Source organism: Streptomyces liliifuscus (assembly GCF_016598615.1).
Taxonomy (GTDB): domain Bacteria; phylum Actinomycetota; class Actinomycetes; order Streptomycetales; family Streptomycetaceae; genus Streptomyces; species Streptomyces liliifuscus.
In genome coordinates this window covers 3,416,610-3,441,967 of record NZ_CP066831.1, presented here as the reverse complement: position 1 = coordinate 3,441,967, position 25,358 = coordinate 3,416,610, and the positions used below count along the sequence as shown (strand labels likewise).

Annotated in this window: 25 protein-coding genes; 23 read left to right on the top strand and 2 right to left on the bottom strand. The window is 70.6% G+C overall.

What is annotated here, in order from left to right; genetic code table 11:
- The first annotated feature begins 6 nt into the window (after positions 1–6).
- The 3 genes from JEQ17_RS14435 (at position 7) to ftsH (ending at position 6,301) form a co-directional block, all read left to right on the top strand.
- Positions 7–2,466: a [protein-PII] uridylyltransferase gene (locus JEQ17_RS14435; RefSeq protein ID WP_200395642.1), complete on the top strand. Its 2,460-nt coding sequence runs from the start codon at positions 7–9 to the stop codon at positions 2,464–2,466.
- Between the two features lie 184 nt (positions 2,467–2,650).
- The gene (gene ffh, locus JEQ17_RS14430; protein ID WP_200395641.1) at positions 2,651–4,207 is read left to right on the top strand and encodes a signal recognition particle protein; all 1,557 of its coding nucleotides are present in this window, start codon (positions 2,651–2,653) and stop codon (positions 4,205–4,207) included.
- Between the two features lie 156 nt (positions 4,208–4,363).
- Positions 4,364–6,301 carry an ATP-dependent zinc metalloprotease FtsH gene (gene ftsH / locus JEQ17_RS14425; protein WP_200395640.1) on the top strand — a complete coding sequence of 646 codons (1,938 nt, stop codon included), beginning with the start codon at positions 4,364–4,366 and terminating at the stop codon, positions 6,299–6,301.
- A gap of 207 nt (positions 6,302–6,508) precedes the next feature.
- Here the strand turns inward: ftsH and JEQ17_RS14420 are convergent, their stop codons facing one another.
- Positions 6,509–7,378, bottom strand: coding sequence for an SAM-dependent methyltransferase (locus tag JEQ17_RS14420; RefSeq protein WP_200395639.1), 870 nt, complete (start codon positions 7,376–7,378; stop codon positions 6,509–6,511).
- 201 nt (positions 7,379–7,579) lie between these two features.
- Here JEQ17_RS14420 and proS point away from each other — a divergent pair, with 201 nt between their 5' ends.
- The 19 genes from proS to JEQ17_RS14325 all read left to right on the top strand — a co-directional run bounded on the left by proS (position 7,580) and on the right by JEQ17_RS14325 (position 23,424).
- The gene (proS, locus tag JEQ17_RS14415; protein ID WP_200395638.1) at positions 7,580–8,995 is read left to right on the top strand and encodes a proline--tRNA ligase; all 1,416 of its coding nucleotides are present in this window, start codon (positions 7,580–7,582) and stop codon (positions 8,993–8,995) included.
- Between the two features lie 260 nt (positions 8,996–9,255).
- A complete protein-coding gene (locus tag JEQ17_RS14410) occupies positions 9,256–9,852 on the top strand; it encodes a hypothetical protein (protein WP_107021810.1) in 597 nt (198 codons plus the stop codon).
- Between the two features lie 321 nt (positions 9,853–10,173).
- The gene (gene rpsP / locus JEQ17_RS14405; RefSeq protein ID WP_200395637.1) at positions 10,174–10,593 is read left to right on the top strand and encodes a 30S ribosomal protein S16; all 420 of its coding nucleotides are present in this window, start codon (positions 10,174–10,176) and stop codon (positions 10,591–10,593) included.
- Between the two features lie 2 nt (positions 10,594–10,595).
- A complete protein-coding gene (locus tag JEQ17_RS14400; protein ID WP_003973401.1) occupies positions 10,596–10,835 on the top strand; it encodes an RNA-binding protein in 240 nt (79 codons plus the stop codon).
- Positions 10,836–10,939: 104 nt separating this feature from the next.
- Positions 10,940–11,548 (top strand): ribosome maturation factor RimM, encoded by a 609-nt coding sequence (rimM, locus tag JEQ17_RS14395; RefSeq protein ID WP_200395636.1) that lies wholly within the window; start codon positions 10,940–10,942, stop codon positions 11,546–11,548.
- On the top strand, positions 11,548–12,369 hold the full coding sequence (trmD, locus tag JEQ17_RS14390; protein ID WP_200395635.1) for a tRNA (guanosine(37)-N1)-methyltransferase TrmD: 822 nt from the start codon (positions 11,548–11,550) through the stop codon (positions 12,367–12,369). Before rimM ends, trmD begins: the two co-directional genes overlap by 1 nt.
- A 135-nt stretch (positions 12,370–12,504) precedes the next feature.
- Positions 12,505–12,855, top strand: coding sequence for a 50S ribosomal protein L19 (rplS, locus tag JEQ17_RS14385; protein WP_200395634.1), 351 nt, complete (start codon positions 12,505–12,507; stop codon positions 12,853–12,855).
- 47 nt (positions 12,856–12,902) lie between these two features.
- Positions 12,903–13,685 (top strand): signal peptidase I, encoded by a 783-nt coding sequence (gene lepB / locus JEQ17_RS14380; protein ID WP_200395633.1) that lies wholly within the window; start codon positions 12,903–12,905, stop codon positions 13,683–13,685.
- Entirely contained in the window at positions 13,678–14,763 is a 1,086-nt protein-coding gene (gene lepB / locus JEQ17_RS14375) for a signal peptidase I (RefSeq protein ID WP_200395632.1), read from the top strand. Before lepB (JEQ17_RS14380) ends, lepB (JEQ17_RS14375) begins: the two co-directional genes overlap by 8 nt.
- Positions 14,648–15,613: a signal peptidase I gene (lepB, locus tag JEQ17_RS14370; RefSeq protein WP_200395631.1), complete on the top strand. Its 966-nt coding sequence runs from the start codon at positions 14,648–14,650 to the stop codon at positions 15,611–15,613. Before lepB (JEQ17_RS14375) ends, lepB (JEQ17_RS14370) begins: the two co-directional genes overlap by 116 nt.
- 80 nt (positions 15,614–15,693) lie before the next feature.
- Positions 15,694–16,440 carry a signal peptidase I gene (lepB, locus tag JEQ17_RS14365; RefSeq protein ID WP_200395630.1) on the top strand — a complete coding sequence of 249 codons (747 nt, stop codon included), beginning with the start codon at positions 15,694–15,696 and terminating at the stop codon, positions 16,438–16,440.
- Positions 16,441–16,657: 217 nt separating this feature from the next.
- A complete protein-coding gene (locus JEQ17_RS14360; RefSeq protein ID WP_200395629.1) occupies positions 16,658–17,143 on the top strand; it encodes an NUDIX hydrolase in 486 nt (161 codons plus the stop codon).
- A gap of 55 nt (positions 17,144–17,198) precedes the next feature.
- Positions 17,199–17,507 (top strand): DUF2469 domain-containing protein, encoded by a 309-nt coding sequence (locus JEQ17_RS14355; RefSeq protein WP_055510545.1) that lies wholly within the window; start codon positions 17,199–17,201, stop codon positions 17,505–17,507.
- Between the two features lie 182 nt (positions 17,508–17,689).
- Positions 17,690–18,061 (top strand): YraN family protein, encoded by a 372-nt coding sequence (locus tag JEQ17_RS14350; protein ID WP_200395628.1) that lies wholly within the window; start codon positions 17,690–17,692, stop codon positions 18,059–18,061.
- Positions 18,061–19,686: a YifB family Mg chelatase-like AAA ATPase gene (locus tag JEQ17_RS14345; protein ID WP_200395627.1), complete on the top strand. Its 1,626-nt coding sequence runs from the start codon at positions 18,061–18,063 to the stop codon at positions 19,684–19,686. Before JEQ17_RS14350 ends, JEQ17_RS14345 begins: the two co-directional genes overlap by 1 nt.
- On the top strand, positions 19,683–20,930 hold the full coding sequence (dprA, locus tag JEQ17_RS14340; RefSeq protein WP_200395626.1) for a DNA-processing protein DprA: 1,248 nt from the start codon (positions 19,683–19,685) through the stop codon (positions 20,928–20,930). Before JEQ17_RS14345 ends, dprA begins: the two co-directional genes overlap by 4 nt.
- 272 nt (positions 20,931–21,202) lie before the next feature.
- Positions 21,203–22,039, top strand: a complete 837-nt coding sequence (gene whiG / locus JEQ17_RS14335; RefSeq protein ID WP_055614587.1) for an RNA polymerase sigma factor WhiG — start codon at positions 21,203–21,205, stop codon at positions 22,037–22,039.
- 140 nt (positions 22,040–22,179) lie between these two features.
- Positions 22,180–22,737, top strand: coding sequence for a TetR/AcrR family transcriptional regulator (locus tag JEQ17_RS14330; RefSeq protein ID WP_200401489.1), 558 nt, complete (start codon positions 22,180–22,182; stop codon positions 22,735–22,737).
- A gap of 240 nt (positions 22,738–22,977) precedes the next feature.
- The gene (locus JEQ17_RS14325; RefSeq protein WP_200395625.1) at positions 22,978–23,424 is read left to right on the top strand and encodes a PPOX class F420-dependent oxidoreductase; all 447 of its coding nucleotides are present in this window, start codon (positions 22,978–22,980) and stop codon (positions 23,422–23,424) included.
- Between the two features lie 26 nt (positions 23,425–23,450).
- Here JEQ17_RS14325 and JEQ17_RS14320 read toward each other — a convergent pair whose 3' ends face one another.
- The gene (locus tag JEQ17_RS14320) at positions 23,451–24,110 is read right to left on the bottom strand and encodes a murein hydrolase activator EnvC family protein (protein ID WP_234048201.1); all 660 of its coding nucleotides are present in this window, start codon (positions 24,108–24,110) and stop codon (positions 23,451–23,453) included.
- A gap of 282 nt (positions 24,111–24,392) precedes the next feature.
- Here JEQ17_RS14320 and rpsB point away from each other — a divergent pair, with 282 nt between their 5' ends.
- On the top strand, positions 24,393–25,331 hold the full coding sequence (gene rpsB / locus JEQ17_RS14315) for a 30S ribosomal protein S2 (protein ID WP_200395624.1): 939 nt from the start codon (positions 24,393–24,395) through the stop codon (positions 25,329–25,331).
- Positions 25,332–25,358: the final 27 nt, after the last annotated feature.

Genomic DNA, 25,358 nt, shown 5'->3' with positions numbered 1-25,358 from the left:
CACTGGGTGACGAGTACGGACGTGCGTACGGAAGCAGAGGACTCGGGACCCAGCGGCTATGCGGCGGCCCGGCTGCGCCTCCTCCAGGAGGGGGCGCGGTCCGGGCCGCCGCGCCGTGCGGCCCTCGCCGAACTGACCGACGACTGGCTGTCCGGTCTGTTCGACGCGGGCGCCGGCGAACTGCGCGGCATCTCGCTCGTCGCCGTCGGCGGCTACGGCCGCGGCGAGCTCTCCCCGCGCAGCGACCTCGACCTGCTGCTCCTGCACGACGGCAGCGCCGACTCCGGCGCGGTGGCCTCCCTCGCCGACCGCATCTGGTACCCGGTCTGGGACCTCGGCCTCGACCTCGACCACTCCGTCCGTACGCCCGCCGAGGCACGCAAGGTCGCGGGCGAGGACCTCAAGGTCCAGCTCGGACTGCTGGACGCCCGGCATCTCGCAGGCGACCTCGGCCTCACCGCAGGACTGCGCACGGCCGTCCTCGCCGACTGGCGCAACCAGGCGCCGAAACGTCTCCCCGAACTCCAGGAACTGTGCGCCGAACGCGCCGAGCGCCAGGGCGAGTTGCAGTTCCTCCTCGAACCCGACCTCAAGGAGGCCCGCGGCGGCCTGCGCGACGACACCGCGCTGCGCGCCGTCGCCGCCTCCTGGCTCGCCGACGCCCCGCGCGAGGGCCTCGCCGACGCCCGCAGGCGCCTCCTCGACGTCCGTGACGCCCTGCACCTCGCCACCGGCCGCGCCACCGACCGCCTCTCCCTCCAGGAGCAGGACCAGGTCGCCGCCGAACTCGGCCTGCTCGACGCCGACACACTGCTGCGCCAGGTGTACGAGGCCGCCCGCGTCGTCTCGTACGCCAGTGATGTCACCTGGCGCGAGGTGGGGCGTGTGCTTCGGTCGCGCGCCGTGCGGCCGCGGCTGCGCGCCATGCTGGGCGGCGGCAAGCCGACCGCCGAGCGTTCACCGCTGGCCGAGGGAGTCGTCGAGCAGGACGGCGAGGTCGTCCTCGCCCGCGCCGCCCGCCCCGACCGCGACCCCGTGCTGCCGCTGCGCGCCGCCGCCGCGGCCGCCCAGGCGGGTCTGCCCCTCTCCCTGCACGCGGTCCGCCGCATGGCCGCCGGGGTCCGCCCGCTGCCCACGCCCTGGCCCGCCGAGGCCCGCGAGCAGCTCGTCACGCTGCTCGGCTCGGGCCCCTCGACCATCGAGGTCTGGGAGGCACTGGAGGCGGAGGGCCTGATCACCCGGCTGCTGCCCGACTGGGAGCGCGTCCGCTGCCGCCCGCAGCGCAACGCCGTCCACATCTGGACCGTCGACCGCCACCTGATCGAGACGGCCGTCCGCGCCGCGGAGTTCACCCGCCGCGTCCACCGCCCCGACCTGCTGCTGGTCTCCGCCCTGCTGCACGACATCGGCAAGGGCTGGCCCGGCGACCACTCCGTGGCCGGCGAGATCATCGCGCGGGACGTGGCCGCCCGGATCGGCTTCGACCGCTCGGACGTGGCCGTGCTCGCCACACTCGTACGTCATCACCTGCTGCTCGTCGAGACGGCGACCCGGCGCGACCTGGAGGACCCGGCCACCGTGCGCTCGGTCGCCGAGGCGGTCGGCTCGCAGGGCACGCTGGAGCTGCTGCACGCGCTGACCGAGGCCGACGCGCTGGCCACCGGGCCCGCCGCCTGGTCCTCGTGGCGCGCCTCCCTCGTCGCCGACCTGGTCAAGCGGGTCTCCGCCGTGCTCGCCGGGGACACCCCCGAGGAGCCCGAGGCCGCAGCGCCCACCGCCGAACAGGAGCGGCTCGCCATCGAGGCGTTCCGCACCGGCGGACCCGTACTCGCGCTGCGCGCCCAGACCGAGCCGCCGGCCGAACCGCCCGCCGAGGAACCGTCCGGCGACCCGGAGCCCCTCGGTGTGGAACTGCTCATCGCGGTACCGGACCAGAAGGGCGTCCTCCCGGCCGTCGCGGGCGTCCTCGCCATGCACCGGCTCACCGTGCGCACGGCTGAGCTGCGGGCGCTGGACCTGCCCGACGGCGTCTCCGGCTCCGTGCTGCTCCTCGACTGGCGGGTCGCCGCCGAGTACGGCTCACTGCCGCAGGCCGCCCGGCTGCGCGCCGATCTCGTACGCGCCCTGGACGGGTCCCTCGACATCGCAGGGCGTCTCGCCGAGCGGGACGCCGCGTATCCGCGCCGGCGGGGGATCGTGGCGCCGCCCGCCCGGGTGACCGTGGCCTCCGCCGCGTCCCGGCTCGCCACCGTCATCGAGGTGCGCGCCCATGACGCGCCTGGGCTGCTGCACCGGATCGGGCGGGCGCTGGAGCAGGCGCAGGTGCGTGTCCGTAGTGCGCACGTGTCCACGCTGGGTGCGAACGCGGTGGACGCGTTCTATGTGACGGGGCCCGAGGGGGCGCCGTTGCCGGGGGAGCAGGCGGCTTCGCTTGCCCGGGCGTTGGAAGACACGTTGCGGGAGTGAGTGTCGTGCGGGAAGGTCGTTCGATGCCTGCGGGCCGCCAGTGGCTGATCGCGCAGTTCCCCGCGCCCCTTCAGGGGCGCGGGCCCGGAACCCTGTGACGGGGTGGAGACCCTTCCTGGCGCGGACAGATACCCTGGAGGGCGGACCTGCCCCCCTGCCCCCTACTTGAGGATTCGCGACCGCCGTGTTCGACACTCTCTCCGATCGCCTCGCAGCGACATTCAAGAACCTTCGCGGCAAGGGGCGCCTGTCCGAGGCGGACATCGACGCCACCGCGCGCGAGATCCGTATCGCCCTGCTGGAGGCGGATGTCGCGCTCCCGGTCGTGCGGGCCTTCATCAAGCAGGTCAAGGAGAGGGCCCTCGGGGCCGAGGTGTCGCAGGCACTGAACCCCGCCCAGCAGGTCATCAAGATCGTCAACGAGGAGCTCGTCGGCATCCTCGGCGGCGAGACCCGTCGGCTGCGCTTCGCCAAGCAGCCGCCGACCGTGATCATGCTCGCGGGTCTGCAGGGTGCCGGTAAGACCACGCTCGCCGGAAAGCTCGGCAAGTGGCTCCAGGGCCAGGGGCACGCCCCGCTGCTGGTCGCCTGCGACCTCCAGCGCCCGAACGCGGTGACCCAGCTGAGCGTCGTCGCCGAGCGCGCCGGGGTCGGCGTCTACGCCCCCCAGCCGGGCAACGGCGTCGGTGACCCGGTCCAGGTCGCCAAGGACTCCATCGAGTACGCGAAGCAGAAGCAGCACGACGTCGTCATCGTCGACACCGCCGGCCGCCTCGGTATCGACCAGGAGCTGATGCAGCAGGCCGCGGACATCCGCGACGCGGTCTCGCCGGACGAGATCCTCTTCGTCGTCGACGCGATGGTCGGCCAGGACGCGGTCAACACCGCCGAGGCCTTCCGTGACGGCGTCGGCTTCGACGGCGTGGTCCTCTCCAAGCTCGACGGCGACGCCCGTGGTGGTGCCGCTCTCTCCATCGCGCACGTCACCGGCCGCCAGGTCATGTTCGCCTCGAACGGCGAGAAGCTGGACGACTTCGACGCGTTCCACCCGGACCGCATGGCGTCCCGCATCCTCGGCATGGGCGACATGCTCACGCTGATCGAGAAGGCCGAGCAGACCTTCTCGCAGCAAGAGGCCGAGCAGATGGCCGAGAAGCTGGCCTCCAAGAAGGGCCAGGACTTCACGCTCGACGACTTCCTGGCCCAGATGGAGCAGGTCAGGAAGATGGGCTCCATCTCCAAGCTGCTCGGCATGCTCCCAGGCATGGGTCAGATCAAGGACCAGATCAACAACCTCGACGAGCGTGACGTCGACCGCACGGCCGCCATCATCAAGTCGATGACGCCGGGCGAGCGCCAGGAGCCGACGATCATCAACGGCTCGCGCCGTGCCCGTATCGCCAAGGGTTCCGGTGTCGAGGTCAGCGCGGTCAAGGGCCTGGTCGAGCGGTTCTTCGAGGCCCGCAAGATGATGTCCCGCATGGCCCAGGGCGGCGGGATGCCGGGCATGCCCGGGATGCCGGGCACCGGTGGTGGCGCCGGCCGCTCGAAGAAGCAGCCCAAGAAGGCCAAGGGCAAGCAGCGCTCCGGCAACCCGATGAAGCGAAAGCAGCAGGAGGAAGAGGCCGCCGCACGCCGCGAGGCAGCGGGCCAGGCCGGCGGCGCCTTCGGCCTGCCGGGCGGCCAGCAGCAGCCGCAGGACTTCGAGCTGCCGGACGAGTTCAAGAAGTTCATGGGCTGACGACTTTTCGGTACGAGGCTGGGGGCGCCCTTCTTTGGAAGGGCGCCCCCAGCCTCGTTTGTGCGGGTGCGGGTGCGGGTGCCGGCTCTGGCGCCGGAGCCGGAGTCGGCCCTTCGCGCGCATGCTGGTGCGGCCTTCGTGTCGTAACGTCCGCATATGAGCAACCCTGTGCCGCCGCGCAAGACCCCCGACCGGCCGTGGCGCTCCGAGGGCACTCCGGAGGAGGAGCCGCCGAAGCCGTCGCCGGGTGGGAGGCGGATGCGCGGCGGCTGGTGGGGCCTGGCCCTCACCGCCCTGATCGTCTTCCTCATCTGCTACCTCGGGCTGTCCCTCTTCAACGAGGGCGACGAACCGACGATCTCGTACACGGAGTTCAGCAAGCAGGTCGACGACGGCAACGTCACCAAGATCTACTCCAAGGGCGACGCGATCCAGGGCCAGCTCAAGAAGGCGCAGGACAAACCCGGGGACGACGGGAAGTACACCAAGTTCAAGACCCAGCGCCCGGTCTTCGCCGACGACCAGCTCTGGGAACAGCTGGACAAGCACAACGTCACCGTGACGGCCGAGCCGGTGGTCCAGCAGCGCAGCCTCCTGGCCAACCTGCTGATCTCGCTGGCGCCGATGCTCCTGCTGGTCGTCCTGTGGATCTTCATCGCCCGGCGGATGCGCGGGGGCCTCGGCGGCGCCGGCGGCATGCTCGGCCGCAAGGCACCGCCCAAGCCGGTCGAACTGCAGCCCGGCGCCGAGCGCACGACGTTCGCGGACGTGGCCGGTATCGACGAGGTCGAGGGCGAGCTCAACGACGTGGTCGACTTCCTGAAGAACCCGGACGCCTACCGCAGGATGGGCGCGAAGATGCCACGCGGGGTGCTGCTCGCGGGCGCGCCCGGGACAGGCAAGACGCTGCTCGCGCGGGCTGTCGCCGGGGAGGCGGGAGTGCCGTTCTTCTCGGCCTCCGCCTCGGAGTTCATCGAGATGATCGTGGGCGTCGGTGCCTCGCGCGTACGGGAGTTGTTCGCGGAGGCCCGCAAGGTCGCTCCTTCGATCATCTTCATCGACGAGATCGACACCATCGGACGGGCCCGGGCCGGCGGTTCCGGCATGGGCGGCCACGACGAGCGCGAGCAGACGCTGAACCAGATCCTCACCGAGATGGACGGCTTCTCAGGATCCGAGGGCGTGATCGTCATCGCGGCGACGAACCGGGCCGACGTCCTGGACCCCGCGCTGACCCGGCCCGGCCGCTTCGACCGGGTCGTCACCGTCTCGCCTCCCGACCGCGCCGGCCGCGAGGCGATCCTGGAGATCCACACCCGGGAGATCCCGCTCGCGCCGGACGTCGACCTCGGCCAGATCGCCCGTACGACGCCTGGCATGACCGGTGCGGAGCTGGCCAACCTGGCGAACGAGGGGGCGCTGCTCGCGGTGAAGCGCAAGCAGTCCCAGGTCACCCGGAGCGACCTGTCGGAGGCGCTGGAGAAGGTGCAGCTGGGCGCGGAACGGCCGCTGGTCATGCCGGAGGAGGAGCGGCGGCGCACGGCCTACCACGAGAGCGGGCACGCCCTCCTGGGCATGCTGCAGCCCGGCGCCGATCCGGTCCGCAAGGTCACCATCGTGCCGCGCGGGCGGGCGCTGGGGGTCACGCTCTCCACCCCCGACGCCGATCGGTACGCGTACACGGAGGAGTATCTGCGCGGCCGGATCATCGGGGCCCTGGGTGGCATGGCGGCGGAACATGTCGTCTTCGACGTGGTCACGACCGGTGCCGAGAACGACCTTGAGCAGGTCACCAACATCGCCCGGGGCATGGTCGCGCGCTGGGGCATGAGCGAACGCGTCGGCCGTCTCTCCGCCCTTCCGGGTGATGCCCAGCAGGCGTACGGGCTCTCCGCCGCGCCTGAGACCCTCGACACGATCGAGCACGAGATGCGGCGGATCGTGGACGAGTGCTACGAGGAGGCGTGCGGCAAGCTCCGCGCCCACCGCGCCCAACTCGACGCCCTCGCGGCGGCGCTCCTGGAGAACGAGACGTTGGACGAGGCGGACGCGTATCGGGTCGCGGGGGTCACGCGCCTGACGAAGGGCGACTGAGGGCTTCTTTCGCCCCCGCCGCCCCTACCCATTCCCGTCACTACTCGGGGGCTCCGCCCCCGAACCCCCGCTCCTCAAACGCCGGAGGGGCTGACTATTAGCCTGTCCGGCGTTTGAGGACGAGCGCGGAGCGCGATACGGGGGTCTGGGGGCGGAGCCCCCAGGGGATGGGAACGGGTAGGGGCGGCGGGGGCGGGAGACATTTGGTCAGGGCGTGCGGGTGATCAGGTAGCGGAAGATGTTCGGCATCCATACCGTTCCGTCACGGCGCTTGTGGGGATGCAGCGCCTCGCGGAGCTCCTTGTCGACCTGCGCCTGATCCGTCGCAGCGACGGCAGCGTCGAACAGCCCCGTGGAGAGCAACCCCCGAACCGCATTGCCCACATCGGCGTACCCGAAGGGACAGGCAACCCGCCCCGACCCGTCGGGCCGAAGCCCGGCCCGCTGGGCGACCTCCTCCAGATCGTCCCGAAGGGCAGGCCGCCAACTCCCCGCCCTCCGCAGCGGATCCGCCAGCTTCGTGGCGACCCGCAGCACCGAGGCGGTGGCGCACCGCTCCGGCGGCCCCCACCCCGCGAGCACCACAGGAACCCCCCGCCCCACAAGCGGACGCACCTCCGCCAGCAACTCACCCAGCCCTTCGGAGTCTCCGCCCACACACCCGATCGGCTCGAAGGCCGTCACCAGGTTGTACGCGGCCGTCCCCGAGTCACCCGCGCCGGACGCGAGGTCCGCCGGCTCCCCGTCGACCAGCCGGGTCCCGGCACGCGCACGCGTGCCCCACGCCTCGGGCAGCAACCGCTCCCGCGCGAGAGCCAGCCGCTCGGGCGCGCCGGCATCGACACCGGTGACCCGGGCATCTCGGGAGGCCGCCATCAGCAGTGCGAGACCGGATCCGCAGCCGAGCCCCAACAACCGGGTGGCAGAGCCCACTTCGAGCCGCTGGTACACGGCCTCGTAGAGCGGGACGAGCATCCGCTCCTGAATCTCGGCCCAGTCACGCGCGCGTGCCCACGGATCCACCCGGGGAACGGTCCCCGCGTGAGGTAGGTGATGCCGCACGAGCGTAGGTGTCATCGAAAGCGCCCCAATCCGCCGAGAGTTGCTTCTTGTGCCCCGTTTCTCCGCCCCCGTGCAGTGCGCGCGCACTCCGCCCCCGTATGCCAGGAAACTCCGCGCTCGTCGTGGCGTCCAGGGGTTACGGAGCCCGGTTTGCGTGCCACCGGCGCGCGCCGTAAAAATTCACATACCGGCAACATGTGCCCGTACCATCGCGCCATGGCAAAGGCACCTGTTCTCACGCCTCGGGCGGACGACTTCCCGCGCTGGTACCAGGATCTGATCAGCAAGGCCGAGCTGGCCGACAACGGTCCGGTGCGCGGCACGATGGTCATCCGGCCGTACGGCTACGGGCTGTGGGAGCGGATGCAGCAGGAGATGGACGCCCGGATCAAGGAGGCGGGTGCCCAGAACGCGTACTTCCCGCTCTTCATCCCGCAGTCGTACCTGACGAAGGAGGCCGAGCACGTCGAGGGCTTCGCCCCCGAGCTCGCCGTCGTCACGCACGCCGGAGGCAAGGAACTGGACGAGCCGGTCGTCGTCCGCCCCACCTCCGAGACGATCGTCAACGACTACTTCTCCAAGTGGGTGCAGAGCTACCGCGACCTACCGCTGCTGATCAACCAGTGGGCGAACGTGGTCCGTTGGGAGATGCGCCCGCGCGTGTTCCTCCGTACGACCGAATTCCTGTGGCAGGAGGGACACACGGCCCACGCCACGTACGAGGACGCCCGGGACTACGCCGCGCACATCCACGAGAAGGTGTACGCCGACTTCATGGTGAACGTCCTGGGCATCGATGTGGTGCTGGGGCGGAAGACCCCGCGCGAGCGGTTCGCCGGGGCCGTCAACACCCTCACCCTCGAAGCGATGATGGGTGACGGCAAGGCCCTGCAGATGGGCACCAGCCATGAGTTGGGTCAGAACTTCGCGAAGGCCTTCAACACCCGGTACCTGTCCAGGGAGGGCCGGGAGGAGCTCGTCTGGCAGACCTCCTGGGGGTCCTCGACCCGTATGGTGGGTGGCCTGATCATGTCGCACGGTGATGACAGCGGGTTGCGGGTGCCGCCGCGCCTCGCCCCCGTACAGGCCGTCGTCCTCGCCATCAAGGGCGACGACGCGGTTCTGGCCAAGGTCCACGAGATCGGCGACCGGCTGAAGGCGGCGGGCGTACGCGTCCGGGTCGACGACCGGACGGACACCCCGTTCGGCCGCCGCGCCGTCGACTGGGAACTCAAGGGCGTGCCCGTACGTATCGAGGTCGGCCCCCGTGACCTGGAGAACGGCACCGCGATGCTGGCCCGCCGCATCCCCGGCGGAAAGGAGCCGGTGGCGATCGACTCCCTCGTACGGCTGCTGCCCGCCGTTCTGGAGGAGGACCAGGCCCTGCTGCTGACTCAGTCGCGCGAGCGGCGGGAGTCCCGGACGTCCGAGGTGTCGACGATCGGGGAGGCGATCGAGGCCGCCGTCGCCGGCGGATGGGCGCGCGTCCCCTGGGTCACCCTCGGCGAAGAGGGCGAGGCCGAGCTCGCGGCGCACGCCGTGACCGTACGGTGTCTGGTCGCGGAAGACGGGTCGGTGCCCGGGAGCGACGACGCACCCGGTAACGTCGCAGTCGTGGCCCGCGCCTACTGAGCCCCGGCATTCCGCCGCGAGAAGGACCGAAACGCCTCTTGCGCATCTGATGACCGCAGGTGCCCCGGCGCGCGGACACCGTCTACAGGCCGGGGCGTACGAGTCACTACGTACCGGCTAGGTGTGAACTGTGAGGCTTCTCCGCAGATCAGCGCACCCGCCCTCGTCAGGACGCATCAGCGGCAACTGACGGGTACGTGCAAATTATTTGGGATGCCCCGGAATAGGAACACAGAGGCACCCCGGCTCGTTGTCATTACGTGAGCACGACACCACCTGTTCTCGCCGCAGAGCTGGCAGGGGCGTGGGCCGACATTCAGCGGCACCACCCCGAGCTGCCCGATCTTGCCGCGCCAGAGTCCCTGATCGGAGAGTCGTCGTCCGCCTGCGGGCACGAGCTCTCCTTCGAACGACTGCTTCACGAAGCAGTCCACGGCATCGCCGCCGCCCGAGGTGTCCGAGACACCTCCCGCGCCGGCCGGTACCACAACCGCAGATTCCTCGCGATCGCCGAGGAGCTGGGCCTGGACCACCCCGAGGAGCCGCATCCCAGCAGTGGCTTCTCGCTGGTCACGCTCAACCCCGAGGCGAAGCGGCGCTACCGCCCGACGATCGAGCGGCTGCAGCGCGCCCTCAAGGCGCACACGGTCGCGACCGCCGCGGACACGGCCCGCAGCTTCCGGGGCCCGGCCGCTCGGCACGGTTCCTCCGGAGGAGGCGTGCGCGTGAAGGCGGTGTGCGACTGCGGACGCAACGTCCGCGTCGTCCCGTCGGTCCTCGCCCAGGCGCCGATCGTGTGCGGAGGGTGCGGGAAGCCGTTCCGTATCCCGGAGGTGGTCGGCGCCGCAGCGGGCTGAGCGGACAGTCGTCGTAGCGGCGGGCCGTCGTGCCGCCGGGGTGGTGCGGGAGAGCGCAGCGGCATCTCGTGGATGCCGGGTTGCGCAGCGGCCCACCTCGACGGCGACACCCGCGTGGGGCCCGATCGTGCCGCGGGCCGGTCATGCGCTGCCCCGGTCGAGGCGCCGGTCAGGGTGTGGCAGAATGGCCAGCTGTACTCGACAGCCGCACAGGACCCCTCTCTCCTCCGGCTGACGCGTCCATCGGGCACTCGGGTACCGCAACCCCACGCGGCAATTTCGTCGTGCCCAACCACGTCAAGACCAGGAGACACCACTCCAGTGGCAGTCAAGATCAAGCTGAAGCGTCTGGGCAAGATCCGTTCGCCTCACTACCGCATCGTCGTAGCCGACTCCCGTACCCGCCGTGACGGCCGGGCCATCGAGGAGATCGGCCTGTACCACCCGGTGCAGAACCCCTCGCGCATCGAGGTCGACTCCGAGCGTGCGCAGTACTGGCTGGGTGTCGGCGCGCAGCCGACCGAGCCCGTGCTCGCCATTCTCAAGCTGACCGGCGACTGGCAGAAGTACAAGGGCGAGCCCGCCCCGGCGCCGCTGCTCGTGGCCGAGCCGAAGGCCGCGCGCCCGTCGTTCGACGCCCTGGGCGGCGACGACGAGGGCAAGGGTGAGGCCATCACCCAGAAGAAGAAGGCTGAGAAGAAGGACGAGGCTTCCGCCGAGTCCGCGTCGACCGAGGCCTGAGCATGCTCGAGGAGGCTCTCGAGCACCTCGTGAAGGGCATCGTCGACAACCCGGACGATGTGCAGGTCGCCTCGCGCAACCTGCGTCGCGGACGCGTTCTCGAGGTCCGGGTGCACCCCGACGACCTCGGTAAGGTGATCGGCCGCAACGGCCGCACCGCACGCGCCCTGCGCACCGTCGTGGGCGCCATCGGCGGCCGCGGCGTCCGTGTCGACCTCGTCGACGTGGACCACGTCCGCTGACGTAAAAGCAGCACCGGCTCGGGCCGGGGAGGGCCATTGGGCCGTCCCCGGCCCGTAGTCGTCTACGCGGCAATGCCGTAGCCACACGACAGGAGATCAGGCAAGTGCAGCTGGTAGTCGCGCGGGTGGGCCGCGCCCATGGCATCAAGGGCGAGGTCACCGTCGAGGTACGTACCGACGAGCCGGAGCTGCGGCTCGGACCCGGCGCCGTCCTGGCCACGGACCCCGCCTCGGCCGGGCCGCTGACCATCGAGACGGGGCGGGTGCACAGCGGCCGCCTCCTGCTGCGCTTCGAGGGCGTACGCGACCGCAACGGCGCCGAGGCGCTGCGCAACACCCTGCTGATCGCCGAGGTCGACCCGGACGACAAGCCCGAGGACCCGGACGAGTACTACGACCACCAGCTCATGGACCTGGACGTCGTCCTGGAGGACGGCACCGAGGTCGGACGGATCACCGAGATCTCGCACCTGCCCTCGCAGGACCTCTTCGTGGTCGAGCGGGCCGACGGGACCGAGGTGCTGATCCCGTTCGTCGAGGAGATCGTCGTCGAGATCGACCTGGAGAAGCAGCGGGCGGTCATCGACCCGCCGCCCGGACTGATCGACGACCGGGCGGAAATCGCCTCCTCCAGAGACGCCGAGAACTCCTCGGGGGATGACGAGAACACCTCCAGGAGTGACGAGAACACCTCCGCGGGAGACGAGGCGTGATGCGGCTCGACGTCCTCACGATCTTCCCCGAGTACCTGGAACCCCTGAACGTCTCGCTCGTCGGCAAGGCACGCGCGCGTGGACAGCTGAATGTGCACGTGCATGATCTTCGGCAGTGGACGTACGACCGGCACAACACGGTCGACGACACCCCGTACGGCGGCGGCCCCGGCATGGTCATGAAGACCGACCCCTGGGGCGACGCGCTGGACTCCGTCCTCGCGGACGGCTTCGAGACGGGCTCCCACGGGCCCGTCCTGGTCGTCCCCACGCCCAGCGGGCGTCCGTTCGACCAAGAGCTCGCCGTCGAGCTCTCCGAGCGCCCCTGGCTGGTCTTCACGCCCGCCCGCTACGAGGGCATCGACCGGCGGGTCATCGACGAGTACGCGACCCGTATGCCCGTCTACGAGGTGTCCATCGGCGACTACGTGCTGGCCGGCGGCGAGGCGGCCGTCCTGGTCGTCACGGAGGCCGTGGCCCGGCTGCTGCCCGGTGTCCTCGGCAACGCCGAGTCGCACCGGGACGACTCCTTCGCGCCGGGAGCCATGGCCAACCTCCTGGAGGGGCCCGTCTACACGAAGCCGCCCCAGTGGCGCGACCGCGGGATCCCGGACGTGCTGCTCAGCGGCCACCACGGGAAGATCGCCCGCTGGCGGCGGGACGAGGCCCTGAAGCGCACGACGGCCAACAGGCCGGACCTCATCGAGCGTTGCGACCCCGCGGCCTTCGACAAGAAGGACCGCGAAATGCTCTCCATCCTCGGCTGGCAGCCCGGCCCCGACGGCCGATTTTGGCGCAGGCCAGAGGCCGTGGAAGAATAGGCGGCTGCTGTACGTCGTCCGGCGTGCGCCCCTGCCACAGGGGGACACGACGCCCGCCCCGACCCGCACGGCCTCCCTTATGGAACACCGACTTCCGTTGATGACCTGTGGCATCGGCGAAGAAAGCAGACGATCATGTCTCACCTGCTCGACTCAGTCGACGCCGCGTCGCTGCGCAGCGACGTCCCGGCCTTCCGCCCGGGTGACACCGTCAACGTCCACGTCCGCGTCATCGAGGGCAACCGCTCGCGTGTGCAGCAGTTCAAGGGCGTAGTCATCCGTCGCCAGGGCGCCGGTGTCCGCGAGACCTTCACGGTCCGCAAGGTCTCGTTCTCCGTCGGCGTCGAGCGCACCTTCCCGGTGCACACCCCGATCGTCGAGAAGATCGAGCTCGTCACCCGCGGTGACGTGCGTCGCGCGAAGCTCTACTACCTCCGTGACCTGCGCGGCAAGGCCGCGAAGATCAAGGAGAAGCGCGACAACTGAGCGCTCGCGACGGGCTCCGTATGAGGGCCGGATAGCATCTGGCCCCGATGGACGCCGAAGCACAGCACACGGAGCGCGACCGCTCCTCCCACCCCGCCGGATCCGAGGAGATCTCGGACACAGAGGGGACGGAGGAACGGTCGCGTTTCGCGTTGGTGGACCGGGCCGCGGACCGGCTGCCCGGGGGCCGGATCACCCTGACCGTGCTGTTCTGTCTGTTTTCTCTGTTGCTGCTCAGCCGCTTCGTGATCCAGCCGTTCCAGATTCCCAGTGGCTCGATGGAGCCCGGATTGAGGATCGGGGACCGCGTTCTCGTAAATAAGTTGGCGTACCGTTTCGGTGCTGAGCCGAGGCGCGGTGACGTCGTCGTGTTCGACGGCACCGGTTACTTCGGCGACGCCGACTACATCAAGCGTGTCGTCGGCGTGGGGGGAGACCATGTGGTCTGCTGCGACAGGCAGGGGAGGATCGAGGTGAACGGCCGGTCGGTCGACGAGTCGACGTTTCTGTTCCCGGGCGACGAGCCGTCAGAGGTGTCCTTCGACGTCGCGGTGCCCGACGGCACTCTGTTCGTCCTCGGCGACCACCGCGGTGACTCCAGCGACTCCCGCGACCACCTGGGCTCCCCGGGCGGCGGCATGATCCCCCTCGACGACGTGATCGGCAGAGCCGACTGGATCGCCTGGCCCCTCGGCCACTGGACCCGCCTGGGGCGCGCCGACGGCTACGCGCGCGTGCCCGCCGCCACAGGGGCCAGCGCCCCGGCATCGAGCGGGCCGAGCGCCCCAGCGTCGAGCGGGCCGAGCACCGCGGACGGTGTCCATGGGTAACCGCGGCAAGCCCCGCGGCGCCCACAGCGCCGCCGAGGACCTCCTGCCCACCGGTACACGGCGTACCGGCGGCCCCGTCATGCCGGGCCGGGCCGAGCGGCGCAAGCTCGCCCGCAGGGTCAAGCGGCGCAGGCAGCGCTCGGCGATCAAGGAGATACCCCTTCTGATAGGGGTCGCCCTGCTGATAGCGCTCGTCCTGAAGACGTTCCTCGTCCAGGCCTTCGTGATCCCGTCGGGTTCCATGGAGCAGACGATCCGGATCGGTGACCGCGTCCTCGTCGACAAGCTCACGCCGTGGTTCGGCTCGAAGCCCGAGCGCGGCGACGTCGTCGTGTTCAAGGACCCCGGCGGATGGCTCGAGGACGAACAGCCGGTGGCCAAGGCGGACGACCCCATCGTCGTCAAGCAGGTCAAGGAGGTGCTGACCTTCATCGGCCTGCTGCCCTCCGACAACGAACGGGACCTGATCAAGCGGGTCGTCGCGGTCGGCGGTGACACCGTCAAGTGCTGTGACACCCAGGGCCGCGTGACCGTCAACGGCATGCCGCTCAACGAGCCCTACATCAACCCCGGCGACAAGCCCTCCTCGCTCACCTTCGAGGTGAAGGTGCCCGCGGGGCGCCTGTGGGTCATGGGCGACCACCGCTCCAACTCCGCCGACTCCCGCTATCACCGCACCGAGAAGTACAACGGCACCATCTCCGAGGACGTCGTGGGCCGCGCCATGGTCATCGCCTGGCCCATCGGTCACTGGAGCCGGCTCAACGAGCCGGAAACGTATGCCTCCGTGCCCGACGCGCCCGGTGGGGCGGGCGTTGTGCTCGGCGCGTCGCATAGGGTGGCCACCGCGGATCGATACGGATTGATCCCGCTCCCGACCCCTGCGGAACTCCCGCTCGTTATGGGAGTGGTGGGCCTGCGTCGCATCCGTCGCAGGCGGCGGCACGGAGTGAGGAGTGGATGTGGGGGATTTGGCGGTCGGCGCACGGTCCGGACACGAGGGCCCCGAGGAGCGACCGGAACGACCCGAAGAGTCGGTCCCCCCGGCCGCAGAGGACGACGTAACCGCCGGAGGTGACAACGGTGGTGACTCCGGTGGTGATGGAGGCAGGGACGAGCGGGACGGCGACGGAACCGCCCCGCAGCCGAAGAAACCGCGGTCCTTCTGGAAAGAACTCCCGCTGCTCATCGGTATCGCGCTCGTTCTCGCGCTGCTGATCAAGACCTTCCTGGTCCAGGCGTTCTCGATCCCCTCCGACTCGATGCAGAACACCCTCCAGCAGGGTGACCGCGTCCTGGTCGACAAGCTGACCCCGTGGTTCGGTTCGGAGCCCGAGCGCGGCGAGGTCGTCGTCTTCCACGACCCCGACAAGTGGCTGGCGGGCGAGCCCACGCCGAACCCGAACGCGATCCAGAAGGGCCTCAGTTGGATCGGCCTGATGCCGTCCGCCGAGGAGAAGGACCTGATCAAGCGCGTCATCGGAGTCGCCGGCGACACGATCGAGTGCAAGGGCACCGGCCCGCTGAAGGTCAACGGCAAGGCGCTGAACGAGTCTTCCTACGTGTACCCGGGCAACACCCCGTGCACCGTGGACGACCTCGGGGGCCAGTTCAAGAAGAAGGTACCCGAAGGCAAAATCTGGGTCATGGGTGACCATCGGCAGAACTCGCTGGACTCCCGCTACCACCAGCAGGACAAGTACAAGGGCTTCGTGCCCGTGGACAACGTCGTGGGCCGCGCCATCGTGGTCGCCTGGCCGCCCACCCGCTGGTCCACGCTTCCGGTGCCGGACACCTTCGACCAGGACCTCAGCGCCGCCGCTCCGGGTGCGCTCGGGCTCGCGGGCGCGGTGCCGCTGGTGCTGTGGCGCAGGCGCCGTCTCACCGTCGCGAACGCCAGGGTTTCTGGGCCGGGTACCGCCGGGTAGGGTGCCGTCCCAGATCGCCGATCTTCCGCGGCCCGCACCTGGGCCGCGGGGTCGATTCTCCGAGTTGGGGGAGCACTGGGATGAGCGGGACAAGTCGTACGGACGAGGGCCGTGGACGGCTCGGCAGCAAGCTGTCGGGATTCGCCATGGCCCTCGGCTGTGTGCTCTTCCTCGGCGGGTTCGCCTGGGGCGCGATCGTCTACCAGCCCTACACCGTGCCGACCGACTCGATGTCCCCGACCATCACGGCCGGCGACCGGGTGCTCGCCGAGCGGATCGACGGCTCGGACGTCACGCGCGGTGACGTCGTCGTCTTCAAGCAGGCCAGCTGGGGCAACATGCCCATGGTCAAGCGTGTCGTCGCCGTGGGCGGGGACACCGTGGCCTGCTGCACCGAGAACAAGCTGACCGTCAACGGCAAGAAGATCGACGAACCGTATCTTCCCAAGGGCAGCGCGGCCGAGGCGACCACGATCCCGGCCATCAAGGTCCCCGAGGGCAGGCTCTTCCTGCTCGGCGACGAGCGCAGCGGCTCCCTCGACTCCACCGCCCACCTCACCGAGGCCGGCAGCGGCACGGTGCCGCGCAGCTCGGTGGACGCCCGCGTCGACGCCGTGGCCTGGCCCATGAACGGCATGCTGTCCCGGCCCACCAACTTCGAGAGCCTCGGCGCCATCTCCGAGCCGGGGCCCCTGCGCCTGGTCCTCACAGCGATCGTGGTGGGCGCGGCACTCGTCCTCGGCGGAGGGGCGTACGGTCCGATCGCCAAGCGGGCGGAGCGCCGGCGCGGCCGCACGGGGACGAGGGAGCAGGCCCTTGCGGGCTGAGGCGGCGCGGGGGGCGGGCGAGGGGTCTGCCGGGGTCTCGGCCGGGGTCTCAGCTTCGGCTGCGGAGTCCGGAAGCGAGGGTGAGCGGGCGGCCGCCGGGCCCGGAAGCGAGAGCGGGCGGGCGGTCCAGGAGCCTGGAAGCGCGGGCGAGGGGTCGGTCCACGGGCCTGGAAACGAGGGTGGGCAGCCGGTTCCCGGGGTCGACGAACTCGGGGAGTTGCGGAAGGTCGCACGGGTGGTGCTGCTCGATCCGCAGGACCGCATTCTGCTGCTTCACGGCCATGAACCCGAGGATCCCTCCGACGACTGGTGGTTCACACCGGGCGGCGGCGTGGAGGGCGACGAGACGCGAGAAGAGGCCGCCCGAAGGGAACTCGCGGAGGAGACCGGCATCACCGACGTCGAGCTGGGCCCGGTGCTGTGGCGACGGACCTGCTCGTTCCCGTTCGCGGGGCGCCGCTGGGACCAGGACGAGTGGTACTACCTGGCCCGGACGGCGGATACGCGGGATGAGGTGCCCGAGGCCACGGGACTGACCGAGCTGGAACGGCGCAGTGTCGCCGGAGCGCGCTGGTGGACGTGCCAGGAACTTAACCAGGCACATGAGACGGTGTATCCGACCAGACTCGCCGAGCTGCTGCGCAGGCTGCTCGACGAAGGGCCCCCGGCCGGTCCCGAGACCCTCGACACGGAAATCGTCTAGGGGCTCGCGGGGCTGGCGCACAATAGGGGGACGCACGGCTGAAGGGGAACATGCCATGAGCGCCGAGGACCTCGAGAAGTACGAGACCGAGATGGAGCTGAAGCTCTACCGGGAGTACCGCGATGTCGTCGGTCTGTTCAAATACGTGATCGAGACCGAACGGCGCTTCTACCTCACCAACGACTACGAGATGCAGGTGCACTCGGTCCAGGGCGAGGTGTTTTTCGAGGTGTCCATGGCGGATGCCTGGGTGTGGGACATGTACCGGCCTGCTCGGTTCGTGAAGCAAGTGCGTGTCCTGACCTTCAAGGATGTGAACATCGAGGAGCTCAACAAGAGCGATCTCGAACTGCCGAGCAGCTAAGGGATCACTGCTGTCCTGATCGGTGCACGGCCGCTGACCGGCCGGACGTGCCGCCGACGGGCCGGAGCTGGGGAGCGGCCGCTCGTGTGGGTGACTGAGTTGTCCACAACCGGGTGGCCGTCCACCAAGATCCAATAGCGGGACGCTGCGGGCTCAGTGTGGGTGCCGGAGGTGGTGCCCACATGAAGACGTCCAAGGCACGCAACGCACTGGGAAAGTACGGCGAGGATCTGGCCGCGCGGCGGCTGACCGAGTCGGGAATGACGGTCCTGCAGCGCAACTGGCGCTCGGGCAGGGCCGGCGAGATCGACATCGTGGCCCGGGACGGTGACGCGCTCGTCGTCTGCGAGGTCAAGACCCGCCGCACGGGAACGTACGAGCACCCGATGGCCGCCGTCACCCCGGTCAAGGCGCAGCGGCTGCGCGGCCTCGCCGAGCGCTGGCTGCAGGAACACGGAGGAGCCCCACCCGGCGGCGTCCGTATCGACGTCGTCGGCGTCCTGCTGCCCGACCGCGGCGCCCCCGTCGTGGAGCACGTGCGAGGGGTGGCCTGATGGGATTCGCGCGTACGTGCTCGGTGGCCCTCGTCGGCGTGGAGGGCGTCGTCGTCGAGGTCCAGGCGGATCTGGAGCCCGGGGTCGCGGCGTTCACCCTGGTCGGCCTGCCCGACAAGAGTCTGACGGAGAGCAAGGACCGGGTGCGGGCGGCCGTGGTCAACTCCGGCGGCGAATGGCCGCAGAAGAAGCTCACGGTGGGCCTCAGCCCGGCCTCGGTGCCGAAGAGCGGCAGCGGATTTGATTTGGCCATCGCCTGCGCGGCGCTCGGGGCCTCCGAGCGCATCGACCCACGGGTGCTCTCCGACATCGTGATGATCGGCGAGCTGGGCCTGGACGGTCGTGTCCGGCCCGTCCGGGGTGTGCTGCCGGCCGTGCTGGCCGCGGCGGACGCGGGGTACGAGCAGGTGGTGGTGCCGGAATGCGCGGCCGCCGAGGCCTCGCTGGTGCCCGGGGTGTCCGTGCTCGGCGTCCGCAGCCTCCGGCAGCTGATCGCCGTCCTCACGGACGAACCGGTGCCCGACGAGGAGCCCGACGATCAGGGCCGCCCGGATCCGCTGCTCGCGGGCCTGCGCATGCCGGGGACGGGCGCGGCCACGGGCATGCACAGCATGGGCGCGATGCAGCACGACCACGGACACGACCTCGCCGACGTCGTGGGCCAGCACTCGGCACGGACCGCGGTGGAGGTCGCCGCGGCCGGCGGACACCACCTGTTCCTGGAAGGTCCACCGGGGGCGGGCAAGACGATGCTCGCCGAGCGACTTCCGGCCATCCTGCCGAGGCTCAGCCGCGGCGAGTCCCTGGAGGTCACAGCCGTCCACTCGGTCGCGGGCCTGCTGCCACCGGGCAAGCCCCTGGTCGACGTCGCGCCCTACTGCGCACCGCACCACTCGGCGACCATGCAGGCGCTCGTCGGAGGCGGCCAGGGAATCGCACGGCCGGGCGCGGTGTCCCTCTCGCACCGGGGAGTGCTCTTCCTCGACGAGACACCCGAGTTCAGCAGCCACGCCCTCGACGCCCTGCGCCAGCCCTTGGAATCGGGGCATGTGGTGATCGCGCGCAGCGCCGGGGTCGTGCGCTTCCCGGCCAGGTTCCTCATGGTGCTCGCGGCGAACCCATGCCCTTGCGGCCGCTTCTCACAGCGGGACAGTCTGTGCGAGTGCCCGTCGTCCGCGATCCGCCGCTACCAGGCACGGCTCTCCGGACCGCTGCTCGACCGGGTCGATCTGAGGGTCGAGGTGGACCGCGTCACCCGGTCTCAGCTCACGGAGAGGGGCGCGCGGGGGGAATCCACCGAGACGGTCGCCGACCGGGTGCGGGAGGCCAGGGAGCGGGCGGGGGCCCGTCTGACGGACACTCCCTGGCGGACCAACAGCGAAGTGCCGGGGCGGGAGCTGCGCAGCCGTTGGTTCGCCTCGCCGGGAGCCATGGACGACGCCGAGCGCAGTCTGGAGCGCGGAGTGCTCACCGCACGCGGTCTCGACCGTGTCCTGCGCGTCGCCTGGACCGTCGCGGACCTCGTGGGACACGACCGGCCCGACGCGACGGACGTCGCCCTCGCCCTGCAACTGCGCACCGGGGTCCCTCGGGGGGTGCCCATGGCGATCGCAGCGCTGTCGTGAGCGGGGACGGCTGGGGCGGAGGGGATGGCGGGGACAGCAGAGACCACAGGGGCAGCAGAGATAACAGGGGTAGCAGAGATGGGAGGGGAAGCGGGGACAGCGGGGACGTCGCGCGGCTCCATCGGGCCTTCCTCGCGCGCGTCGTCGAACCGGGGGACGAGGTCTGCGGACGGTGGTTGCGCGAGCTCGGGGCCGCGGAGGTGGTCCGGCGGCTCGTCGGAGGCGGGCAACAGCTGCCGGGCGTGACGGACAAACGATGGGCGGGGCTGAGGGCCCGGGCCGAGCGGGCTGACCCGGAGCACGACCTCGCCGTGGCACGGGACGCCGGGACGCGGTTCGTCTGCCCGGGGGACGCCGAATGGCCCGCACAGCTGGACGACCTCGGGGACGCGCGGCCCACCGGTCTGTGGGTGCGAGGGCGGCCCAGCCTGCGGATATGGGCGCTGCGCTCGGTCGCGGTCGTCGGGGCGCGGGCCTGCACCGAGTACGGCGCGCACATGGCGTCCGTACTGGGCGCGGGGCTCGCCGAGCGGGGTTGGGTCGTGGTGTCCGGGGGTGCCTACGGGGTGGACGGCGCGACACACCGCGGTGCTCTCGGCGCGGGCGGGGCCACCGTCGCCGTACTCGCCTGCGGGGTCGACCGGCCCTATCCGCGCGGGCACACTCAACTGATCACCCGCATCGCCGAACAGGGACTGGTCGTGGGCGAGTTGCCGCCCGGCGACCATCCGACACCGAGCAGGTTCATCCTGCGCAACAGAGTCATCGCGGCGTTGACCCGCGGCACGGTGGTCGTCGAGGCGGCGTACCGCAGCGGCGCTCTGGTCACCGCCCGGGCCGCCCAGCGGTTGGGCCGGTACGCGATAGGGGTGCCGGGCCCGGCCACCAGCGCGCTCTCGGCGGGGGTGCACGAACTGCTGCGCGGGGACGCGGCGCTGGTCACGGACGCCGCGGAAGTGGCGGAGCTGGTCGGTGACATGGGCGAGCTGGCGCCGGACCGGCGTGGGCCGGTGCTGCCGCGCGACCTCCTGGACCCCGCCGCCGCCCGTGTGCTTGCCGCGCTGCCGGCCCAGGGGATCGCGTCGCCCCAGGACACGGCCAGGGGCGCCGGCACTACGGCGGACGACGCGGTCGCGAGACTGTACGAACTCCGCTCACTTGGGTTCGTCGAACGACACGGCGACGGCTGGAAGTTGACACGCCAGGCCACTATCTCCGTCGACACGGATCGGGGGCGATGCTGACCGACAGTGTTCGGCCGTCCGGGCGACCCCCCGAAACCCTTGGCAATTCCCGTAGTTGGCGCCCCGCGGTGATTACGCACGGCGACGGTCGTGACCCCGAGGGGCGCCCAGCGGAACGTATCTGCGCACGGTGGAACCCTCGCCCTTCGCACACTGCGACTCCTCAGTCACGCTACGCTCACGAGGATTCCGACTCAGACAGGCAACTCGACATCAGACCGACAGCTCACTCAGGCACCCCCAGTTCACGGCAGAACGGCACAAGGCGACGAATGCCCCAGCACACCTCCGGGTCTGACCGGGCGGCTGTTACCCCCGCTGCCCGCGGCGGCGTGCGGCCGCCCGCCCCCTCGACGCTCGACGAGCTGTGGAGGTCGTACAAGACCACGGGCGACGAGCGACTGCGCGAGCAGCTGATCCTGCACTACTCGCCGCTGGTGAAGTACGTCGCGGGCCGGGTGAGTGTGGGGCTGCCGCCCAATGTGGAGCAGGCGGACTTCGTCTCGTCGGGAGTGTTCGGGCTGATCGACGCCATCGAGAAGTTCGACATCGAGCGGGAGATCAAGTTCGAGACGTACGCGATCACGCGGATCCGGGGCGCCATGATCGACGAGCTGAGGGCGCTGGACTGGATCCCGCGGTCCGTGCGGCAGAAGGCACGCAATGTCGAGCGGGCCTACGCGACGCTGGAGGCGCGGCTGCGGCGTACGCCGTCGGAGTGCGAGGTGGCCGGCGAGATGGGTATCGCGGTCGACGAACTGCATGCGGTGTTCAGTCAGTTGTCGCTGGCCAACGTGGTGGCCCTGGAGGAGCTGCTGCATGTCGGCGGTGAGGGCGGCGACCGGCTGAGCCTGATGGACACCCTTGAGGACACCGCGGCCGACAATCCCGTGGAGGTCGCCGAGGACCGGGAACTGCGGCGCTTTTTGGCACGGGCCATCAACACGCTGCCCGAGCGTGAGAAGACCGTCGTCACGCTCTACTACTACGAAGGGCTCACGCTCGCCGAGATCGGCAATGTCCTCGGAGTGACGGAGAGCCGGGTCAGCCAGATCCACACCAAGTCCGTGCTGCAGCTGCGCGCCAAGCTGGCGAGCTTCGGACGCTGACCTCGTTTCCTCGGTAACGCCTCTGAAGTGGGACTTCTTTCGGCCGGGGACCCAAGGATCGAGCCCTGACGGGCGAGAGTCTCCCGTCTTGGGCGGGGCATCCGTAAAGTGGGGGCGTGCCAAGGATTCGAGCGGCCTCCGTGGCCGAGCACCGGTCGATGCAGCGAGCCGCCCTGCTGGACGCGGCGCGGTCACTGCTGTCCGAGGGCGGGACGGAGGCGCTGACGTTCCCGGCACTCGCCGAGCGGACGGGTCTGGCGCGGTCCTCCGTGTACGAGTACTTCCGGTCGCGGGCCGCCGTCGTCGAAGAGCTCTGCGAGGTCGACTTCCCGGTATGGGCGGCCGAGGTCGAGGCGGCGATGGCCCTGGCAGGGACGCCCGAGGGCAAGGTCGAGGCGTACGTCCGCCAGCAGCTGGGTCTCGTCGGCGACCGGCGTCACCGGGCTGTCGTGGCGATCTCCGCCAGCGAGCTCGACGCGGGTGCGCGCGAGAAGATCCGCGCGGCTCACGGGGGACTCGTCGCGATGATCGTCGAGGCGCTGCGGGACATCGGGCACGAGCAGCCCCGGATGGCCGCGATGCTCCTCCAGGGGATCGTGGACGCGGCCGTGCGCAGGATCGAGATCGGCGCGGCCGAGGACCCCGGTGTGATCACCGACGCCGCGGTGGCGATGGCCCTGCGGGGCGTCCAGGGCTGAGCCCCTCCGGGGCTGGCGGACGGGCCCTCTCCGGCGTCGACGGTCGCGGTTCTGTCGGCCTCGGACGGTCCGGGTCCCTCCGGCGACGGCCGGGCAGTGTGTCTTCGGCGTCTGCCGGTCAAGATGCCTCTCCGGTGTGTCGGTCGGTGTCGATTCGGTGGAATGCCGTTCGTATGGGAGTGGAGGAGCCCTCCTCTCCGGGAGGGCGGCGCCCCTTTCGACGTACGCCCGGAGGTTGTCATGTCGTTCACCGACGAAGAGATCGCCTACATGCGGTCGCAGCCGCTCGCCCGCGTCGCGACGCTGTCCCCCGACGGCCGGCAGCCCGATGTGGTCCCGCTCGCCTTCGAGTACGACGGCACTCACTTCTGGATCGGTGGCAGTGGCTCGTCGGTCGCCGGGACCCGTAAGTTCCGCAACATCCGGGCCGGTCACCTCGAGGTGGCCCTCGTGATCGACGATCTGGTGTCCCTCGATCCGTTCATCGCGCGCGGGGTACGGGTGTACGGCACCGCCGAGGAACCCGTCGAGCGGGTGGGGATGGTCGGCCCGGGGCTCTATGTGCGCATCACGCCGACCGTCTCCTGGAGCTGGAACATGGCGGGCCGTCCGGTGGGCGCGGAGTGGTATCCGTCGCGGCGGTCGGTCCATGAGATGCCGCCGTCCGGCCGACCGGACCAGGGCTAGGGAAATGGCCGGCGCCGCGGCGCGGCTCACGCCTCGGGCTCGGGCACTCCGATGACCGGCAGCAGCCGTGACGGTCCCCGGCCGAGCAGCCACGGCGGCAGCAGGGACAGCGGGTCGAGGTAGGTGTCGGCCCGGCGCAGTCCCCAGTGCAGGCAGGACGCAGGACAGTGGGATCCCGTCGGTTCCAGTACGCCGATCACCTCGCCCGCCGCCACCTCCGCGCCCTTCTTCGCCGTCGCCCGCACCGGCTCGTAGGTCGTGCGCAGGGGAGGGTCGCCCGTGCCGTTCAGTTCCACCGATACGACCCCGCGGCCCGCGACCCGGCCCGCGAAGGAGACACGGCCGGGGGCCACGGCGCGGACCGGGGCGCCGGGTGCCGCCGTGAGGTCGATCCCGCGATGGCCCCGGCCGTAGGTGCTGGCCGGGGGTTCCCAGCCGCGTATCACCGACGGACGCAGGCCCACCGGCCAGGCGCGGCCGACGGCGGGCACCGACGTGTCGGCGGCGGGTGGAGCTGAGGGCGAACTGCCGACGGGGTCATCGCCGGGCAGGCCGCCGGGCCCGCGGCCGGGACCCCCGTCGAGGGCGGTCGCCGCGGGCAGAGCAGCACCCGCGGCGCCCACGGCGGCAACCACCAGAGCCAGCAGCAACGTCAGCCACGTACGCATCGATCGGTCTTCTCGCATGCGAGAACGGTCCCGTGCGGGACGGCAAAAAGTGGATCATGGCCAGGATCTGTGGAGTACCGGCCGGTTGTGGACAGCGGCGTCACCCGGCACCTCGTGGGTCCCGTACACTTCTGGTGGCGATCCGGGTCACCGGGTCGACTTCGCACGCCCCGACACCAGGCCCTCAAACAGCCGGTGTCAGCGCCTCTCGGTCCCTAGCGGGCAAGGCGCATCGCGGGCGTCAGGCGCGAGTGCCGTCCGGCACGCGCGGCACAACCGAGAAACTCAAGGAGAACGGCCATGGCCGTCGTCACGATGCGGGAGCTGCTGGAAAGCGGCGTCCACTTCGGTCACCAGACCCGTCGTTGGAACCCGAAGATGAAGCGATTCATCTTCACGGAGCGCAACGGCATCTACATCATCGACCTGCTCCAGTCGCTGTCGTACATCGACCGCGCCTACGAGTTCGTCAAGGAGACCGTCGCCCACGGCGGCACGGTCATGTTCGTCGGCACGAAGAAGCAGGCGCAGGAGGCCATCGCCGAGCAGGCCACCCGCGTCGGCATGCCCTACGTCAACCAGCGCTGGCTGGGCGGCATGCTCACCAACTTCTCCACCGTCTACAAGCGTCTGCAGCGCCTCAAGGAGCTTGAGCAGATCGACTTCGAGGACGTCGCCGCGTCCGGTCTCACCAAGAAGGAGCTTCTCGTGCTCTCGCGCGAGAAGGCCAAGCTGGAGAAGACCCTCGGTGGTATCCGCGAGATGTCCAAGGTTCCCAGCGCCGTCTGGATCGTGGACACCAAGAAGGAGCACATCGCGGTCGGTGAGGCCCGGAAGCTCAACATCCCGGTCGTCGCCATCCTCGACACCAACTGCGACCCCGACGAGGTCGACTACAAGATCCCGGGCAACGACGACGCGATCCGTTCCGTCACCCTGCTCACCCGCGTGATCGCCGACGCCGTCGCCGAGGGCCTCATCTCCCGTTCCGGTGCCGGCAAGGCCGCCGAGGGTGACAAGGCCGCGGGCGAGCCGCTCGCCGCCTGGGAGCGCGACCTGCTCGAGGGCGGCGAGAAGAAGGCCGACGAGGCTCCCGCCGAGGCGCCTGCCGCTGAGGCCCCTGCCGCCGAGGAGGCCCCCGCGGCCGCCGAGGCCGAGGCTCCGGCCGCTGCCGAGGCTCCCGTCGCCGAGGCCCCCGCTGCTGAGGCCGAGAAGCCGGCCGAGGCCGAGCAGGCCTGACGAACCAGCGTCACGGTTGAGTGACGG